The 18,261-nt window shown below is 52.0% G+C and carries 11 protein-coding genes; 6 read left to right on the top strand and 5 right to left on the bottom strand.

The features are described from left to right. Positions 1-82 precede the first annotated feature (82 nt). Positions 83-1,774 (bottom strand): VRR-NUC domain-containing protein, encoded by a 1,692-nt coding sequence (locus F0P93_RS24365; RefSeq protein ID WP_150880350.1) that lies wholly within the window; start codon positions 1,772-1,774, stop codon positions 83-85. A gap of 59 nt (positions 1,775-1,833) precedes the next feature. Between F0P93_RS24365 and F0P93_RS24360 the strand changes: the two genes are divergently transcribed. Further along, the gene (locus F0P93_RS24360; protein ID WP_150880349.1) at positions 1,834-2,784 is read left to right on the top strand and encodes a DUF2157 domain-containing protein; all 951 of its coding nucleotides are present in this window, start codon (positions 1,834-1,836) and stop codon (positions 2,782-2,784) included. Between the two features lie 10 nt (positions 2,785-2,794). Then, complete coding sequence (locus F0P93_RS24355) at positions 2,795-3,994, top strand: hypothetical protein (RefSeq protein WP_150880348.1); 1,200 nt, start codon at positions 2,795-2,797, stop codon at positions 3,992-3,994. Positions 3,995-3,998: 4 nt separating this feature from the next. On the opposite strand, the gene F0P93_RS24350 is transcribed toward F0P93_RS24355, so the two are convergent. The 3 genes from F0P93_RS24350 to ade all read right to left on the bottom strand — a co-directional run bounded on the left by F0P93_RS24350 (position 3,999) and on the right by ade (position 7,782). After that, positions 3,999-5,270, bottom strand: coding sequence for a replication-associated recombination protein A (locus F0P93_RS24350; protein ID WP_150880347.1), 1,272 nt, complete (start codon positions 5,268-5,270; stop codon positions 3,999-4,001). 114 nt (positions 5,271-5,384) lie between these two features. Continuing rightward, a complete protein-coding gene (locus F0P93_RS24345) occupies positions 5,385-5,975 on the bottom strand; it encodes an RNA polymerase sigma factor (RefSeq protein ID WP_124873068.1) in 591 nt (196 codons plus the stop codon). 151 nt (positions 5,976-6,126) lie between these two features. After that, positions 6,127-7,782 carry an adenine deaminase gene (gene ade / locus F0P93_RS24340; protein WP_150880346.1) on the bottom strand — a complete coding sequence of 552 codons (1,656 nt, stop codon included), beginning with the start codon at positions 7,780-7,782 and terminating at the stop codon, positions 6,127-6,129. A 122-nt stretch (positions 7,783-7,904) separates the two neighbouring features. Between ade and F0P93_RS24335 the strand changes: the two genes are divergently transcribed. The 4 genes from F0P93_RS24335 to F0P93_RS24320 all read left to right on the top strand — a co-directional run bounded on the left by F0P93_RS24335 (position 7,905) and on the right by F0P93_RS24320 (position 15,888). Continuing rightward, the gene (locus F0P93_RS24335; RefSeq protein WP_150880345.1) at positions 7,905-9,572 is read left to right on the top strand and encodes a UxaA family hydrolase; all 1,668 of its coding nucleotides are present in this window, start codon (positions 7,905-7,907) and stop codon (positions 9,570-9,572) included. 97 nt (positions 9,573-9,669) lie between these two features. Then, positions 9,670-10,443 carry an SDR family NAD(P)-dependent oxidoreductase gene (locus F0P93_RS24330; protein ID WP_150880344.1) on the top strand — a complete coding sequence of 258 codons (774 nt, stop codon included), beginning with the start codon at positions 9,670-9,672 and terminating at the stop codon, positions 10,441-10,443. Between the two features lie 503 nt (positions 10,444-10,946). Then, positions 10,947-14,270: a SusC/RagA family TonB-linked outer membrane protein gene (locus tag F0P93_RS24325; protein WP_150880343.1), complete on the top strand. Its 3,324-nt coding sequence runs from the start codon at positions 10,947-10,949 to the stop codon at positions 14,268-14,270. Positions 14,271-14,289: 19 nt separating this feature from the next. Further along, entirely contained in the window at positions 14,290-15,888 is a 1,599-nt protein-coding gene (locus F0P93_RS24320) for a SusD/RagB family nutrient-binding outer membrane lipoprotein (protein WP_150880342.1), read from the top strand. Between the two features lie 342 nt (positions 15,889-16,230). Here the strand turns inward: F0P93_RS24320 and F0P93_RS24315 are convergent, their stop codons facing one another. Further along, a complete protein-coding gene (locus F0P93_RS24315) occupies positions 16,231-17,811 on the bottom strand; it encodes an FG-GAP repeat domain-containing protein (RefSeq protein WP_150880341.1) in 1,581 nt (526 codons plus the stop codon). Positions 17,812-18,261: the final 450 nt, after the last annotated feature.

The following is an 18,261-nucleotide window of genomic DNA, read 5'->3' as shown; positions in this document are numbered from 1 at the left end:
AAGCGTTGAATTTCAGGCAGGGGCCATTGTTTTAAACTGCTCAATGCCAATTTTTTTAACTCTTAATTCTTAACTCTTCACTCTATTGGGTCCAAATCACCCGAAGCACCCGTGACCGGACGCCGATGAGCTGGAAAAACTCCAGCCAGTGCAGTTGCTGCGCACCGAGATGATCGGTCGGCGATTTCACTTCTACGAACTCATACGCCCCCTGTTCGTTCCAGACCAGCAGGTCGGGAAAACCGCGGGTGTTTTCACGGAGATTGCGCGAGATTTCGAGCATGATCAGACCCAGTTGCGCCGGTTCCAGCAACGCGACCATCTGGAGATTCAGGCTCAATAGTTCCTCATTCCAATCAACCAGCACATTCGTGATTCCGTATTTTTCGAAGAAAACCGTCTCGATGTGTTTCTTCCAATCGTCACGGGTTTTGAGGTCGGCCAGGCGTTTTTTGAGCAACTCTTCGCGTTTTACGTAAAAATCGGGGAGGTAAAAATCCGAAGGCGTCCGTTGCAGCGGGTGGTGAATGGCCTGCACGTTGGCGTCGTAAATGATGTCCCAGAACACCAGCCCGAACAGGCCACGCCACGGATAATTTTCTGTAAACGAAGCCTCCCAGCCGGTTTCCAGAAAGTGATTCATGACCCCGGCTTCGACGTGGTGCCGGTAAATGGCCGGAATGCCGACGCTCTCGGCATCGGATAAAAACCGGGTGGTGGCTTTTCGGCTGCGCTTTTTCTCCCCGGCACTCAGAATTTTCTCCCGGAAGTCGTTGGCAAAATACCGTTCATCGGCGTTCTGCGGATTCAGCGCGATTTCGTCGCAGAGGGCCAGCGCTTCGTCTGTCAGCCCCGACCGGAACAGCAGCCGTGCGCGCCGTTCGCGGGCCGGAACCCGTTCGGTCAGGGAATAGACCTGCATGGCCTGTTCCGGCATTTTCTGACGCTCCAGAAAACCGCCGACGTGGGCCACCAGTTTGGCATAACCCGGTTTGGCAATCTCGCTGAGTTCAGGCCGGGTTTCGTTCCAGTTCATAAACCAGTTGAACACATCTTCCGGTGGCGTCACCGAATCGCGCAGTTCGTGAAATTCTTCGTTCGTAAGTGAAATCAGCAGTTTGTCTTCTACCTCTTTACGGTTCACAAAGCGGGCCGTCAGCTTCGATTCGTCGTAGCGTTCGAAAGTCACCATGCCCAGATCGCGAATCACAAATTCGGTCATGTCGCCGGAACGGTTTCCGAAAAACAGGTATTTCAACATCATCACCTCCGCGTCGAAATGCGGTTTTACCACCGTTTCCAGCCGGGTCAGGCTTTCGACAATCCGGGCAAAATCCAGCTCGTGCAGGGCATACCGGACAATGTTTTCCTTTTTCGCTTTCCCCAGCGGTTTGACTTCTTCCGGTTCCAGCGGCAACAACTCCAGCAACTCCGGTTTGGTAAAGGTGTTCAGCACCTCATCGCCCAGCACTTCGTGGTGCGGGTTGAGCCGTTCGATAAAACCGTTGATGAGGAGTTCGCCTACGGCCGCAGGAAGGTCATCAATTTCCTTGTATTGAAGTTTCTGCACCCGAAAAAACGTTCCCCGTCGGTTGCTGAACCGGACGTAGAGGCACTGCGCATCTTCGGTCAGCTCGTCAAACCGGCGAATGAATTCCTGCTCCGCTTCATTCAGTAAATGGCCGTACATGCGACGGACAAAACCGGTCAGATAGCGGAAATAATCCAGGTAGTATTTTGGTGGAAGTTCGATCTGTTGCGGTCTGGTTGCCATTTTTTCAATCCATTTGCCCATCTTTACTGTTATAACTAGTAACACTATTTTTCGCTAATATGTCCCCGAAAAGGGTATTGCAGGAACTTGCCGATCAGCACTTGCTTGACGAGCAACAACGCGTTGTGATCCAATCGGTTGAAGACCAGAAACTGTTTTCGGTACATTGGGAATTACGGTCGTTGCTCTATGCCGGTATTCTGCTTTTTACGACGGGAACGGGCTGGCTGATTTACAAATACATCGACCAGATCGGCCACAACCTGCTGATTCTGGCGCTGGCGGTAGTTTGCGCGGCCTGTTTTGCGTTTGCCATTCGTTTCAAGGGGCCACTCACCACCGCTCACTCACCCAGTCGTTCGCCGTTTGGCGATTATGCCCTGTTGCTGGGTTGCCTGCTTTTTTTGACGCTGGAAGGGTATTTGCAATACCAATATAACCTGTTTGGAACCCGCTACGGTTTGGTAACTTTTTTGCCCGCCATCCTGTTTCTGACGCTGGCGTATCTGTTCGACCACCGGGGTGTGCTGGCGATGGGACTCACCGCCCTGATTTCGTGGATTGGGGTGACGGTTCGACCGCTGGAGTTTTACTTCAGGGGCAACCTGAGAGACCTGACGGTTTTGCTTTCGGCCATCGTGCTGAGTCTGGTGCTCATGGCGGGGGCACTGGTGCTGGATCGGCAACGGATCAAACGGCATTTTACCCTAACCACTTTGACATTTGCAGGCAACCTGCTGCTGGTTGCGCTGGTGGCCGGGCTGTTCAATTTTAAAGAACAGGATCTGTTGTTTGCCGTCGCGCTGGCAGTCGCCTGCGTTGCGTTCGACTGGTATGCCCGAAAAGAACATTCGTTTCTTTTCCTGCTCATGAGTACGTTTTACGGGTACATTGGTGTAACCTACCTGGTGTTCCATTATTTGCACCTGCGCGACGAAGCCACGTACCTCTACTGGATCATCACCGGCATTGGCATTACGGCTTATCTATCAAAAAGCCGGAACGTTTGACGCTGACCCTTTGCGCATTCACTCCACACCCCTTGCCAAGATGAAAGCCTACAACGAAAACTGGGTTCGCAACAAACACATCACCGAACAGGCGGCCCACTGGCAACGCCAGGGCCTGTTCGATGAAGCGAAAATGAGGCAGATCCGGGAAAAATTTCCGGTCGGTTTTCACGAATCCAACGGGTTCATCGAAATCGGCCTGTTCGTGTTTTCCATTGTCGCCGTCAGTGGCGGGTATTTTTTGCTGGCAACGCTCTTGTCAAAACTCTTTGAAGTCAATCTTTTTTATCATTTCTTCAATATCGGTTTCGGAGTCGCCATTGGTTTTCTGGCTAACCATCTGATCAACAGCCGCAATCACTACCGGGCCGGTACTGACAATGCCCTGATCATTGCCGCTGTGGCCCTCGTCATTGTAGGAGTAATCGGTCTGTTTCCCGACAACTTGCCGCTCTGGCAGTATTGTGTCATCGGCTTGCCTCTGGTGCTGTTCGGCGTCTGGTATTATAGCGATCTGTTGCTGACGTTAGCGGCTTTTGTAATACTGGCCGTAGCCCTTTTCGACTTCATACTGGAGTTTTCGTTCGGGAAACAACTCCTGCCGTTTGTACTGATGGGCGTGTCGGCGGGGCTGTATGTACTGGCCCGGCTGTATGAAGACCGGGATGAAATGGTGTACTGGCGGGATAATTTAATATTGCTGGAGTGGCTGTCCCTGAGCCTGTTACTGATTAGTTGTAACTACTATGCCGTTCGTGAACTGAACTACTGGATGATGGACCGACGACCCGCCGAAGCCCCAGAAATTGCCTGGGCGGGCCTTTTCTGGACGCTGACCATCGCGGTTCCGATTGCCTTATTTTACCTGGGTTTCCGTCAGAAAGAACGCCCGTTACTGATCATGAGTGCCATCGGCTGGGGATTGGCCCTGGCCACCTGGCGGTATTTTCACCCGCTGTTTTCGCTGGAAGTTTATCTGGCCGTCAACGGATTGTCGCTCATTCTGATAGCGGTTTTTTTGATTCGGTATCTGCGCGTACCCCAGGCCGGTTTTACGGATCGGCCCGATGAAGATTCACCCAACCAATTCCTGATCAATGCCGAACTGCTGGCGAGTGTTCAGGCCACTTCGGGGCATCTGGGTTCCAAAGATGATATGCGGTTTGGCGGTGGTGATTTTGGCGGTGGCGGCAGCGGTGAGCGGTATTGACCGATCAATAGTCGTACCACTCACCCCACCATCGCTGCAACTGCTTCCGGATTTCGTTTTCCCGCGCATTCTGACCCGGCTGATACAATTTCGTCCCCTTCAACTCATCGGGTAAGAAGTTCTGCTGCACAAAATTCCCCTCATAATCGTGCGCATACTGGTAGTTTTTGCCGTAACCAATCTGCTTCATGAGTTTTGTCGGCGCATTTCGCAGATGCAGGGGTACGGGTTGATCGGACGTCCGTTCGGCCAGCGCCATGGCTTCATTGATCGCTACATAACTGGCGTTGCTTTTTGGCGACGTCGCTAAATAAACCGCCACCTGCGAGAGTACAATCCGGCATTCGGGAAAGCCGATAATTTTCACGGCCTGCATGGCGTTGGTCGCCATGATAATCGCCGTCGGGTTGGCGTTGCCAATGTCTTCCGAGGCTAGAATCAACATCCGGCGGGCAATGAATTCGGGATCTTCACCCGCCACCAGCATCCGGGCCATCCAGTACAGCGCGCCGTTGGGGTCGCTGCCGCGCAGGGATTTGATGAAGGCCGAAATGATGTCGTAGTGTTGTTCGCCCGATTTATCATACCGGGCAATCTGATGTTGGGCAACGGTCGTCACCAGTTCATCATCGATGGTCATTTCCTGATTGTCGGGTCTGGAGGTCACCACCAGTTCCAGCAGGTTCAGGAGTTTCCGCCCGTCACCGCCCGAAATCCGCATGAGCGCGTCGTAGGACTGAACGGTTATCTTTTTCTCTTTCAGGTAGCTGTCTTTCAGCAACGCATTATCAATCAGTTGCTTTAGTTCGTCGGCACCGAGCGATTCCAGAATATAGACCTGACAGCGCGACAACAAAGCCGAGTTGACCTCGAACGACGGGTTTTCGGTCGTAGCCCCAATCAATGTAATCGTTCCTTTTTCGACCGCACCGAGCAGCGCATCTTGCTGGTTTTTGTTAAACCGGTGAATTTCGTCAATGAAAACGATGGGAGGGAACAAACCCGAGGGACGACTGAGCACGTCGCGGACTTCTTTCACGCCCGCGCTAATGGCGCTCAGACTAAAAAAAGGGCGTTTGGTGGCTTCCGCAATCAACTGGGCGAGGGTTGTTTTTCCAACGCCCGGCGGTCCCCATAAAATCATCGACGGAATGCGATTAGCTTCGACGGCCCGGCGTAAGGCGCTTCCCCGGCCAATCAGTTTTTGCTGGCCAATGACGTCATCCAGGGTGCGGGGGCGCATCCGTTCGGGCAGGGGTGTGGTAATCGGGTTCATGCAGAATTTGTCGTTTGAAGTAGACCGGTTATGGTTACAAAGGTAAGTAACCGTAGTGGGTAAACTTCAAACGACAAGCAATAGTTAGAACCGCGAGGGAGTGGTGTTCGTCCGTTACAGAACCACTTTTTCGGGCGAAATGTATTTTTTTAGATTGGTCAACGCACCGAAAATCAGGTTGTAAACCGACTGGATGTTGATCTGCATCAGCGACGAAATTTCTTCGTTGCTCAAATTCTGGTAATAGCGCAGATAAACGGCTTCGCGTTGACGGCGGGGGAGTTTTTCGATGGCTTTGGCCACGCAGGAATTAACGTGGTCGTCTTCTTCGTAGGAAATCAGCGTCGATTCGTAGGACGGCGCACAGCCGGGGAGCCATTCGCGGTCGTTTTCTACATCGTCCTGACTGCTGAATTTCATCTCGGCGTTCAAATGGCGAACCAGTTTTCGCTTGATCGAAGCCATCAGATAAAACCGGACCGAGGTGGTCTGACCGATGGTTTGCCGGTGTTTCCACAATTCGACAAACAGGTCGTGAATACAATCTTTGATCAAGGCCCGGTCGGCGGTGAAGTGGGCGCAGTAGTGATACAGCACCTGCACATATTCCTTATAAAGCCGGGCAAAAGCCACTTCATCGCCACTCCGGAACTGATCCCAGAGTTGCTCTTCGTCTATACCGGATGGGGTGCGGTAGCGAGGCATAGTAATGGTTTAGGATGGGTCAACAGAAAGTACTCTTTCTACAGAATGTAAACTTATTAACAAAACTTGTTAATAAAAACAGTTCGGGCTTTTTTTTACAAAAACTTGTATAAATAGGATTTTTTTTATTTTAGTATGCGTGCATACGGTTTTAGGACCGTCGGATCAGAAGGGGAGTGAAGCGGAAGTTTTGTCCGTCAAATAAGCCGCGGTCACTGAGTTTGAGGGACGGAATAACAAGCAAGGCCATGAAGGACAAGGTCATGAACGGTGAACCCAGCGTACTTCCCAGTTCATCCTTGACAAAGCGGTCGATGGCCGTGTACGTAGCCGCCACGGCATAGCCGTCGGTATCGGTCATCAAACCGGCGATGGGGAGGGGAAGAAGGTGATGGTGGGCCGCATTCGCAACGGCACTCAACCCACCCCGGGCTTCGACGACCCGGTTAACGGCCTGACAAATGCTGTCGTCGTCGCAGCCCACGGCAATGATGTTGTGGGAATCGTGCCCGACGGAAGAAGCAATCGCTCCTTTTTTAAGTCCGAAATTTTTGATGAAGGCCACGGCCGGGGCCGCGTCCTGGTAGCGGTTCACGACGGTTATTTTCAGAATATCCCGCGTCACATCGGCCACCACCCGGTTTTTCAGAAGGGTTGGTGTGAGAAGGAGGGTATTGGTAATTAACTGCCCATCAAGGGCTTCAATGACCTGAAGCTGCTGATCCTGACCAACGGTCGATTCTACGCTCACTTCAAAATCCTCCGGTTTTTTCGGCAGGCAAGTAAACCGGTTAACGTGTTCACTCCGCAAATCCGGCAATAGTGAAATTCCATTTTCGGCCACCACAACGCCATTACTATACGTCTTGAGAATCTGAAACGCATGCAAGTCGCTGACCGCGATGAAATCGGCCGGATCACCTTCCCGCAGCAGACCCACCGGCAGGCGGTAATGCAACACCGGATTGAGGCAGGCGGCCCGCAGGACATTGAATAAATCGTGTCCTTTTGCCAACGCCCGTTTAACCAGTTGGTTGATGTGGCCTTCCACCAGGCTGTCGGGATGCTTGTCGTCGGAGCAGAACATGATCTTCTCCGGAAAGTCGGCGAGCAGCGGAATCAGTGCTTCGAAATTTTTGGCCGCACTTCCCTCGCGAATCAGAATAGCCATCCCCCGCTGCACTTTGTCCAGCCCTTCCTCATACGTAAAACACTCGTGGTCGGTGGTCATACCCGCATCGATGTAGCGTTGGGCGTCGTCGTCCCGCAAACCGGGGGCGTGGCCGTCGATGGGCTTGTTGAAGGCATTGGCCAGCGCGATCTTTGCCATCACGTCGGGGTCCTGGTTCAGGACGCCCGGAAAATTCATCATCTCGGCCAGGTAGCCAATTTCTTTCAGCCCCAGCAACCGCCGGAGGTCCCGAACACCAATGGTAGCACCAGCAGTTTCGAACAGGGTGGCCGGTACGCAGGAGGGAGCACCAAAACAGAATTTGAACGGCACGCGTTTGCCGTCGGCAATCATATACTCCACCCCTTCGACACCCAGGACGTTTCCAATCTCGTGCGGGTCCGACACGGTAGCGATGGTGCCGTGAACCACCGCCAACCGGGCGAACTGGGCGGGCGTGAGCAGTGAACTTTCAACATGAACGTGGGCATCGACAAAACCGGGCAGGAGATACGGTTCCCCGGGACGTTCGGGACCCAGTTCGTCGATTTGGTGAATCCGGCTCTGCTCAATGGTCAACTGGCTGAAACGGATGGTGCGGTCAAAAAGATTAAGGAGATTGCCGGAAACTTGCATGAATAGGGAAGAATCTTGATTTTTTTATTTCAATATTAGTGATAATTCACAGACTTTTGTCTCTTGAAATAAACCGGTATTCTGATGGATCAGCCCCGGATGTTATTCCTACTCTTATAACTATGCAGCATAAACTTCTGAAAGTACACCCCGCCGATAATGTAATTGTAGCCCTGCAAAATTTCCAGTCGGGCGAACAGGTTGATTTTGAGGGACAAACGTATACCCTGCCGGTTGGGGTCGGGGTGAAACACAAATTTGTAACCGAAGATCTGCAAACCGGTGACTCGGTGATTATGTACGGCGTGCTGGTCGGGAAAGCCACACAACCTATCAAACGGGGCGAACCCATCACGACGTTCAATCTCAAACACGACGCCGATCAGTACGGAATCGACAAAAAACAGCCCTACACCTGGCAACAACCCGACGTGTCGGCCTGGCACAACCGGACGTTCATGGGCTACCACCGCGCCGACGGTATGGTGGGAACCGCCAACTACTGGCTTGTGGTGCCGCTCGTTTTTTGCGAAAACCGCAACATCCTGATTCTGAAAGATGCGTTTGAGCGGGAGTTGGGCTATGCCCAGTCGGAGATTTACCGGGAGCAGGTTCATGAGTTGCTGCAGCTCTATAAAGTGGGCGATATGGACCGGGTTCATAAAATGGAAGCTTTTCTCGATCCGTCGCAGGTCCGAACGCTGGATGAACCCGTTGTCAAGCGGCCTTTTAAAAACATCGACGGCATCAAGTTTCTGACGCATGAAATGGGTTGTGGCGGCACGCGCCAGGATTCCGAAGCCCTGTGTGGCCTGTTTGCCGGTTTTATCAACAACCCCAACGTGGCCGGTGTCACGGTGTTGAGTCTGGGTTGCCAGCATACACAAACCTCGATGCTGGTCGATGAAGTTCGGAAACGCAATCCGAAATTCAACAAACCGATGCTAATTTTTGAACAGCAGGACGGCACCGAATATGCCATGCTGACCAATGCCATCCGCGAAACGTTCCTGGGACTGGTTGAAGCCAACAAACTGGAGCGGCAACCTGCTCCTTTGAGCAGCCTGACTATTGGCCTGAAATGTGGCGGTTCTGACGGGTTTTCGGGCCTTTCGGCCAACCCGGCCATCGGGCATCTGTCGGATATTTTGGTAACCCTGGGGGCTAAAACCGTGCTGGCGGAGTTTCCTGAACTGAACGGGGTGGAACAGGAGCTGATCAATCGCTCGGTTTCTGACGAAAAAGCCCTGAAATTCATTCACTTGATGCAGGATTATTCGGCGAAAGCGGAAGCCGTTGGTTCCGGTTTCGACATGAACCCCTCGCCGGGAAACATCCGCGACGGGTTGATTACGGATGCCATCAAATCAGCGGGAGCGGCCAAGAAAGGGGGTACGTCACCCGTTGCTGATGTTCTGAATTACACCGAACCCGCCACTGTACCCGGTTTGAACCTGCTTTGTACGCCCGGCAACGACGTGGAAGCCACCACGGGCATGGCCGGTTCCGGCACCAACATCATTCTGTTTACGACCGGTTTGGGAACGCCCACGGGCAACCCGATCTGCCCTGTAGTGAAAATTTCGACCAATACCGCCCTGCTCCGGCGCATGCCCGACGTCATCGACTTCGACAGCGGCCCGATCATCGAAGGCGAAGAAACCATCGAGCAAAATGCCGAAGAACTGCTCGAATACGTGATCCGGCTCGCCAGTGGCGAAGTCAAAACCAAAGCCCAGCAACTGGGTCAGGACGATTTTATCCCCTGGAAGCGGGGCGTTTCTCTTTAATTTTGAATGAGTGAATGATAGAATGAGTGAATAGTGTGTCAAGAACCCGGCTATTTATCATTCACTCATTCGCTCATTCACTCATTCACAATTAACTATGTTTAGTCTAAAGGATAAAGTTGCCATCATCACGGGTGGAGCCAGTGGAATTGGGCTGGCGATTTCGCAGACCTTCGCGCAGGCGGGTGCCCTGGTTCATATTCTGGAGTTGAATGCGGACCTGGCCCGCCAGGTGGCCGAGGAGATCAATGCCAATGGAGGGCGGGCGCACGCGCATGCCGTCGATGTGTCGAATCAGGCGCAGGTTGTTGAGGTGATTAACCGGATTGCCGCTGGTGGAGCCATCAACATTCTGGTTAACAACGCCGGTATTTCGCACATCGGTACCGTTGAAACGACGACAGAGGCCGATTTTGACCGGGTGTTTACGGTTAATGTCAAAGGGGCTTACAACTGCCTGTATGCCACCATTCCACACCTCAAAGCCAATGGCGGGGGCGTCGTGTTAAACATGGCGTCGATTGCTGCTACGGTCGGTATTCCGGATCGGTTTGCCTATTCGATGACCAAGGGCGCGGTGGTTTCGATGACCCTGTCGGTGGCCAAGGATTACCTGAAACACAACATTCGCTGCAACTGCATATCACCCGCCCGCGTTCATACGCCGTTTGTCGACGGTTTTATTGCCCGGACCTACCCCGGACAGGAAGCGGAGATGTTTGCCAAACTGGCGGCTACTCAGCCCATTGGCCGGATGGCGAAACCGGTGGAAATTGCCGCGCTGGCCTTGTACCTCTGCTCGGACGAAGCCGGTTTCAATACCGGTTGCGATTATCCCATCGACGGCGGTTTTGTTCGGTTGAATAATTGAGGGGAGCGTAAAGAGTTGAGTATATAGATACGAGAGGAAAGACAGGGGAGCCGGGGTGAGGTAGAAAGAACGGGATTGCCGGTGGTAGCTGGTGATTTCCTTTCTACCTCGCCCTGGCTTTTGGTCTTCATATGAATTGTCTGATTATAGAAATTATGTCTGGTAATTCTTTTACACTTTCGCTTTTGCCCCGTTCCCCTGAAGGGGACTTTTAGCATTTAGAGGACTTGGACGCACTCCTCTAAATGCTAAAAGTCCCCTTCAGGGGAACGGGGCAAAAGCGAAAGTGCGATAATTTGTCAGACTCATCTTTTTGCTTTATTTTTATTGGTTGTCGTATCAATTTCAACACAATCAGCCCGATAGCACCTGGTTGTCGGATCAGGCAAAACCAATACCGCAAAGACTTAATAATTTTTTTTAATATAACGGGCTTTTATATTTAAAAAAATTATTAATCTTGTATTAAATTTCTTCTATTTCCATCTTACTACATCTCCTTTATGTCAAAAAATCTACTTAGGCTTATCGTCATGCTTTTGATGGTAAGTTCACCCGTCTTCGCCCAGACGATTACGGGGAAGGTTACGGCAAGCACCGATGGCCAGCCTTTGCCGGGCGTTTCCATTGTGGTGAAAGGCACTTCTCAAGGGACTACGACGGATGCCAGTGGCCAGTATAGTCTTTCCGCCAGTAAAAACGGAACGCTGGTTTTCTCCTTCATCGGTTACAAAACGCAGGAAGTCGCCATTGCCAACCGGTCGGTGGTTGACCTTGCACTGACCGAAGACGCGACCATGATCAATGAAGTGGTCGTGACCGCTTTGGGGGTTACGAAAGAACAACGGGCGCTGGGGTATGCGACGACGGTGGTCAAGAACGACGCGCTGGTCAAAGCCGCTTCTCCGAACTTTGCCACTGCTCTGTACGGAAAAGCGCCGGGTGTGGTCATCAACGCAACACCGGGTGGTGCCACCAGTGCGGTCAGCATCAGCGTTCGCGGGTTTGCTTCCATTACCGGCAATACCCAGCCTTTGATCGTGATGGACGGTATTCCCATTCGGAACGGCGAAGTACGGAACACGGATTATTGGGGAGACCAACGGATTCGGGGGAACGGTCTGCTGGATTTGAACCCGGCGGATATTGAAAACATCTCGATTTTGAAAGGCGCTTCGGCGGCTGCCCTCTACGGTTCGGAAGCCGTGAACGGGGTGGTGTTGGTGACGACTAAAACCGGAAAAGGGAAAAAAGGATTAGGCGTTGATTTTAACGCCAGTTATAGCGTCGACAAAATTGCTTATCTGCCCCGGTATCAGGATGTTCGGGGGCCGGGCTACATGCTGAACTACGCAAACGGCGGCCAGGATGCCAACGGTTTTATCTCCTACGATACCAACGGAGATGGCGTGGGTGACACGCGGGGTCTGCTGAATGCCACGGTCAATTTCGGACCCAAGTTTGACGGACAGCCGGTGATGGCGTTCGACGGTGTGATCCGGCCGTATTCGCCTTCCAAAAACAGCTACGCGGACTTGTTCCAGAACGCCAACAGTTCCAACATCAACCTGTCGATTTCCAAGGCAACGGACAATTCCAACCTGCGGTTTTCCTACACCCGTCAGGACAACGGCATGATCAGCTACAACGCGAAGAACAGTAAGAACATCATGAACCTGAACACGAGCTTTAGCCTCAACAAAAAGCTCCGGACAGATTTGATGGTGAATTATGTCAACCAGTATACGCACAACCGCCCCTATAAAGTGGATCGTATGATCAACAACTTTACGGGTATGATGAACCGCTTTGAATCCGCCGACTGGTATTTCAATAAATACCAAACCAGCCAGGGCTACAAATTCGTAACCGGAACCAACCAGAGTCTGACGCCGAGTGAGAACATCATCCGGAACGGTTTCAAATCGGATATCGGGGATTACGTGTGGAGCACCCGTGCCAACACCTACGATGAATATAGCAACCGCGTGATCGCGGCCGTGACGCAGCACTACGACATTCTGGACAACCTGAAATTGCGGGGCCGGATCGGAACCGACATTACGTCGGAACGGCTGGAAGACAAACAACGCAGCTCCGTTCCGCTGGCCTTTGGGTATTCGGGATCGTTTTCCATGACCAACAACTTATACAACAACGTCTACGGAGACCTGCTGCTGACCTATACCCAAAAGTTGAATCAGGATATGAACCTGACGGCCATGGCGGGATATACGGCCAACAAGCAGTTGAATACCTTTATCAGCCGTTCGACCAACGGTGGGTTGAGCACGGAAAATTTCTTCGATGTTTCGGCCTCGGTGAACACCCCCAACGGCAGCAACACCCGCGACCGCTATGTTCGGGATGCCTATCTGGGAACGCTGAATTTTGATTACAAAGGCTTCTTCTTTGTGGAAGGAACCATCCGCCGGGACCGGACTTCTACGCTGATCACCGGCAACAACGCGTTTACCTATCCTTCTGTTAACTCCGGTTTGGTGTTTAGTGACTTTCTGAAGTTGCCTACGGTGGTTAGCTACGGGAAACTGCGGGCGTCGTTCGGGATTGTGGGGAACTACCCGCAGATTTACAGCGCCAACAATGCCTACAGCCAGGGGAACCTGAGCCTCCAGCAAACCGGCGGAAGCTCCGTTCTTTACACGACGATCAACAGTTCCTACGGAAACGACAAAATCCGTCCCGAACAGAAGCGTGAATTTGAATTTGGTCTGGAAGCCCGCTTCCTGAAAGACCGGATCGGATTTGACCTGTCGTATTACAACGCCCAGATCGTCGATCAGATTCTGCCGTTGACGATTGCCGCCAGCTCGGGTGCCCGTTCGGTGCTCGCCAACATCGGTACGCTGCGGAACCAGGGGCTGGAACTGGCCCTGAACGCGACGCCGATCAAAGGGTTAGGCTACAATGCTTTCAACTGGGACATCACGCTGAACCTGGCGAAGAACAGCAACAAAGTTGAAAAACTGGCCAACAACTCGACGGAACTGATCCATGCGGATTACGATGGCAATGCGGCCCAGTTGCGGTCGGTGGTCGGCCAACCGATGGGGGATATTTATGCCCACGGAATCCTGAAAAATGCGAACGGACAGGGTATTGTCGGTCCGAATGGTCTGTACCAACTGGATGGTGCCAACTGGATCAAGGTCGGAAACGCCATGCCGAAACTGACGGGTGGTTTGATCAATAGCCTGAACTACAAAGGATTTAACCTGGATCTGGTGGCTGATTTCCGGTTTGGCGGTCACATCATGCCGACGGGGATCAACTGGTTGACCTCACGCGGTTTGACCGAAGAAAGCCTGACTGCCATGGATAAGGAACGCGGTGGACTGAGCTACTACAAAGACGCCAACGGCAAAGGGGTGCAGACTACAGCCGCTGCCGGCCCCAAAGGCGAAGTCGTTTACAACGATGGGATGCTGATGCAGGGCGTACTGGCCAACGGGGAAGCCAACACCAACGTGGTTTCGCAGGCGACCTATTACAATGCAACCTACAACTGGGGTGGCCCGCAATACGGCAATGCCCGGTACGAACTGTTTGTCAAGGAAAATTCCTACATCAAAATGCGGGAAATCTCCCTGGGCTACCGGATTCCGGCCAACATTACCCGCCGAATCGGAACCCAGAACCTGACGCTGTCGGTGTTTGGCCGCAACCTGTTCTTCTTCTACCGGACCATCAAAGACCTGGATGCTGAACAGACCAATTCCAGTACGAGATGGTATGATAACATCAACAACGCCGGGAATAACCCATCGTTCCGGACCATGGGGGTCATGCTTCGCGCCAGTTTCTAATCTTAACGAAATTCTCAAAATGAAAAAAATAGCCATAGTTGCTTTAGCCGGGCTTTTACTGGGAACCGTATCCTGTAAGGAATCCGAGTTTGCCGAAGCCTACCCCGATCCGGCCAAAATTGCCGAGTCGACCGTTGAAAAACAATTTACCGGCGTGCTGTACGCCAACCGGGAGTATGTTCTGCCGGGCTATACGCACTATTTTACAACCCTGCGGCTTTCGCTGAATCCGTATACCCAGGCGATTGGTCGGCTGAACCAGTCCGGTCTTTACGTTCCGGGTTCGGCAGGGGTCGAAAACGTGTGGTATAACTACTATAACATGCTCGCGCAGTACCGCGAATTGCAGAAAATCTACGCTTCCAGACCCGCCGATCAGCAGGCCGACCGGAAAATTTTCATGCTGGCGGCTGCGATCTACGTCTATGATCAGACGCAGCGGCTGGTGGATGTACACGGGGCAATCCCGTTCTCGGAAGCCGGGATGCTGAGTACGAATGGTGGTGAATACGCGTCTTCGCTGGCGAAATTCGATACGGCAGAAGGGATTTACGCTTTTCTGCTGGATGACCTGAAACGCATTGCCACCGAGTTGAACGGCATCACGCTGAATGCCGGGTATCAGAAATCGTTTCAGACGCAGGACTTTATTAACAAAGGTGACATTGCGGCCTGGAAACGCTATGCCAACTCGCTGCGGCTGCGGCTGCTGAACCGCGTATCGGATGTGGAAAGCATGAAAACGCGCTCCAACACCGAGATCGCGGAGATTCTGGGCAACGCAACCACCTATCCAATTGTGGAAACCAACGCGCAGAACATCCAGATCAACGTTTTCGACATCAACACCGACATCAACTCAAAAGGGTTTCAGGGCGGTTTGGCATCAGACGGCTGGTACGGAAACACCGCGGGCAAGGCAATGATCGACCACATGAACACCAACAAAGACCCGCGTTTGCCCATCCTGTTTGAACCGGGTCTGAATGCAGCCGGGAAGTTTATTGGCATCGATCCCCTGGCGACCGAAGCCGTTCAAACGGCTCAATACAATGCTGGCCAACTGGCGATTTACAACCGGTATACCACAAGCCACAACCAGTTTTTCCCCGGTGTGATCATCAACGCTGCGCAGATGAACCTGATCAAGGCAGAATATTACCTGCGGACGAACAATGATGCATCAGCCAAAACCGCATACGAAACGGCGATTACGCAGTCGGTGGAATTCTACAACAAGATTCTGTCGTTGACCAACGCCACCGGGATCACGGGTTCAACCATTCCGACGGCGGCAACGCCTGCTTCGGTTGCCGCCTACATTGCAGGTGACGGCGTAAGCTGGGCGAAAGCAACGACCAACGCCCAGAAACTGAGCCTGATTGCTACCCAGAAATGGTTGCACTACAACGTAGTTCAGCCTTACGAAAACTGGGCCGATCTGCGTCGGTTAGACCTGCCGGTTCTGAGCTTCCAGGTTGACAACGCCAACAACCAGACGCTGCCGCCGGTGAAATGGACGATTCCGGGCAATGAAATTACTTACAATGCGGTGAACTACTCGGCCGTAAAAGCAGCGGATAATTTGAAAACCAAGCTTTTCTGGGATGTGAAGTAAAGCTCGGCTTGAAAATAAATCAGTAATTTTGACTGATAATTACAGAAAGAGGCAAACCGTTTGGTCTGCCTCTTTCTGTTGATAGTGCTTCCGCCGTTTGCCCCTACATCCGTTAATTGATTTAAATTTAATAACCGCCGGAGAAGATGTTTATTAGCCCACTGCTTTAGCTGTGGGTACATTATCATGAGACCGAATCATTACGAAACCGTTAAAACGGTTCGGTTGGCAGGGATACTTTTCGTTATACCCACAGCTAAAGCAGTGGGCTGATAAGTCAAACTCGTAATCCGGTGGTTAAAGCAATTAGGGAACGGGGCAAAAGGCGGAAGCCTGATGTTTTTATCTCTTCCGGTTTTCCAGCACCAGCAGTTGCGGAAACGATAGAATACCCTTAAAAATCAACTGGGTCATTTCGCCAACCGTGTGGAAATACGAGCCTAACACGAGATCAACATCACCGTCTTTGTCGAAATCGGCGGCTTCCATGGTGAGCCATTTTCCGTGAGCACCTTCCGTCGTGGTAAACGGTTTGAAGTTCAGTCGGCCTTCGTTGGACAAATACACAAAGCCCTGCTCGGGCTGGGCCAGATTGGAATAGAACGACGTGGCCGCAATGTCGAGGTCGCCGTCCTGGTCAAAATCCCGGGCGATGGCTTTACTGGCTCCGTAGAGCGGATAAAACCAGGCTTCTTTGAAGTTGTCTTTCCGATCGTTCAGATAAATCCGCACGCCGTGGTAATTTTTGTTGACGGACGAGTAATCCCAGTTGTCGCCATTGGTCAGCAGAATATCCTGAAAACCATCCTGGTTAAAATCAGCCAGTTCAAAATAGCTGGCACCGAACAGGGGCGAAAACTGCAGCACGGTTTTTTCCTTGAACCGCCCGTTGCCCTGGTTGTAAAAAATAACGACTTCTTCCCGCGCCTGGGCCATCACAACCATGATGTCGGGCTTTTTATCGCGGTTAAAATCCGCAATCTCCACTTTTCGGGCACCGGGCAAGGCTTTCAAAACGTGTTCTTTGGTCGGCTCGAAACCGTCGTACCAGAATAGCTTGCCCGCATTATTGCCAAAACCGCAGATGATCACATCCTCTTTGCCGTCGGCATTCAGGTCGCCGGTTGCAAACTGCACCGGCCGGGGCAGGTCCCGGATATTGATGGGAGAGGTGCCGGGTTTGGCCGCCCGTTCCAGCGTCATGAGTCGTCCAAGGTGCTGGTCCGACGGGCTGAAAATCCCAATGGTGAGCAGGCGGGGAGCGGCATTTTTAGGAAAGTCAATATCCGTCGGGGCGGTATCGATCCACCAGGTATCGTTCAGGAACGCATCACCAGCTTGCAGCGGGTTGCCGAGCACATACAAGGCGTTCTGGGCATCGCCTACGTAAAGTTGGCTGGTAAATTTGTCATATTTCAGCAAGGTCGTTTGCGGAACCGGTTTATCGCCGAGTGCAATTTCCCGCGCTTTGAACAGCGGAAGTTGATTGGTCAGGGGCTGATAGGGTTTTTGCGGCAACGGTTCGGCGGGTGCGAGATGTTCGTAATACCGCACAATTTCCGCCCATTCGTCTGCCGAAAGCAGGGCGGTTTCGGGGTAAATGTTCAGCCTGCCAACGGCTTTTTCCTCCTCGGGCGAGAGCGGTTTTAGCGTATCCTGACCGGGTAATTTGATGCCAAGCCGCATGGCCATGTTGGGAAGCACCCCCGCTACCCAGGTCTTCTTGTCCAGCAACGCCGGTTCCGGAACGAGGTGGCAACTCCCGCAATGGCGCATGGCCAGTTGCTTCCCGACAGAAATGGAATCGTTTCCATCCGCAGTTCTACTATGAAGACGGGCCTGGGGGGCGTCTATTTCTACGAAAGAGAAAGAGGCTACCCCGAAGACGATGAAAAAAAATAGACTGGTTTGAAGAGAGGACATTCGGGAGTCGTTTGCAGTATAAAATTGGAAAACAGGGCTGGAAGATAGTTTAAACCGGTTTTTTAATGGTCGCAAGACAGAAATTTAGGTTGCAAATTATTTTTTTTGACGGGCCAGCGGCTGAATCGGAACATGAAAATTCCGGGACTTTCTTTTTACGCCAAAACCGCCGGGTTATAAACGTTAGGGATAGCCGCCGTTTTTTTTGTACCATTTCGTGACGAGGTTTGTTGCGGATTCCCTGCATTTTTATTGCTAAAGTACAATCGTGTGGTAGTGAAGTCGGTCAGGGTACGTTAAAAGTGATCCTATATAGGAACTGTATAAATTCAATATTAATTTAAAATTAATGACGGTATTATTAAATTTTTTAAAAAAGGAATATCTTTGCAGTTGATACCTCATCGTGCAGAATATTCTGCCTGTTTTTTTGCCATTTTCAGTATATTT

The organism is Larkinella humicola, from assembly GCF_008727875.1.
Classification (GTDB): domain Bacteria; phylum Bacteroidota; class Bacteroidia; order Cytophagales; family Spirosomataceae; genus Larkinella; species Larkinella humicola.
Note: the sequence above shows the minus strand (reverse complement) of the source record. Positions and strands in the feature narration are given on the sequence as shown.

What these genes read in the sequence shown, in the direction of transcription:
- F0P93_RS24360 (WP_150880349.1), top strand. Translation starts at nt 1,834, where the DNA reads ATGTCCCCGAAAAGGGTATTGCAGGAACTTGCCGATCAGCACTTGCTT.
- F0P93_RS24350 (WP_150880347.1), bottom strand. Translation starts at nt 5,270, where the DNA reads ATGAACCCGATTACCACACCCCTGCCCGAACGGATGCGCCCCCGCACC.
- F0P93_RS24345 (WP_124873068.1), bottom strand. Translation starts at nt 5,975, where the DNA reads ATGCCTCGCTACCGCACCCCATCCGGTATAGACGAAGAGCAACTCTGG.
- F0P93_RS24315 (WP_150880341.1), bottom strand. Translation starts at nt 17,811, where the DNA reads ATGTCCTCTCTTCAAACCAGTCTATTTTTTTTCATCGTCTTCGGGGTA.
- F0P93_RS24320 (WP_150880342.1), top strand. Translation starts at nt 14,290, where the DNA reads ATGAAAAAAATAGCCATAGTTGCTTTAGCCGGGCTTTTACTGGGAACC.
- F0P93_RS24325 (WP_150880343.1), top strand. Translation starts at nt 10,947, where the DNA reads ATGTCAAAAAATCTACTTAGGCTTATCGTCATGCTTTTGATGGTAAGT.
- ade (WP_150880346.1), bottom strand. Translation starts at nt 7,782, where the DNA reads ATGCAAGTTTCCGGCAATCTCCTTAATCTTTTTGACCGCACCATCCGT.
- F0P93_RS24335 (WP_150880345.1), top strand. Translation starts at nt 7,905, where the DNA reads ATGCAGCATAAACTTCTGAAAGTACACCCCGCCGATAATGTAATTGTA.
- F0P93_RS24365 (WP_150880350.1), bottom strand. Translation starts at nt 1,774, where the DNA reads ATGGCAACCAGACCGCAACAGATCGAACTTCCACCAAAATACTACCTG.
- F0P93_RS24330 (WP_150880344.1), top strand. Translation starts at nt 9,670, where the DNA reads ATGTTTAGTCTAAAGGATAAAGTTGCCATCATCACGGGTGGAGCCAGT.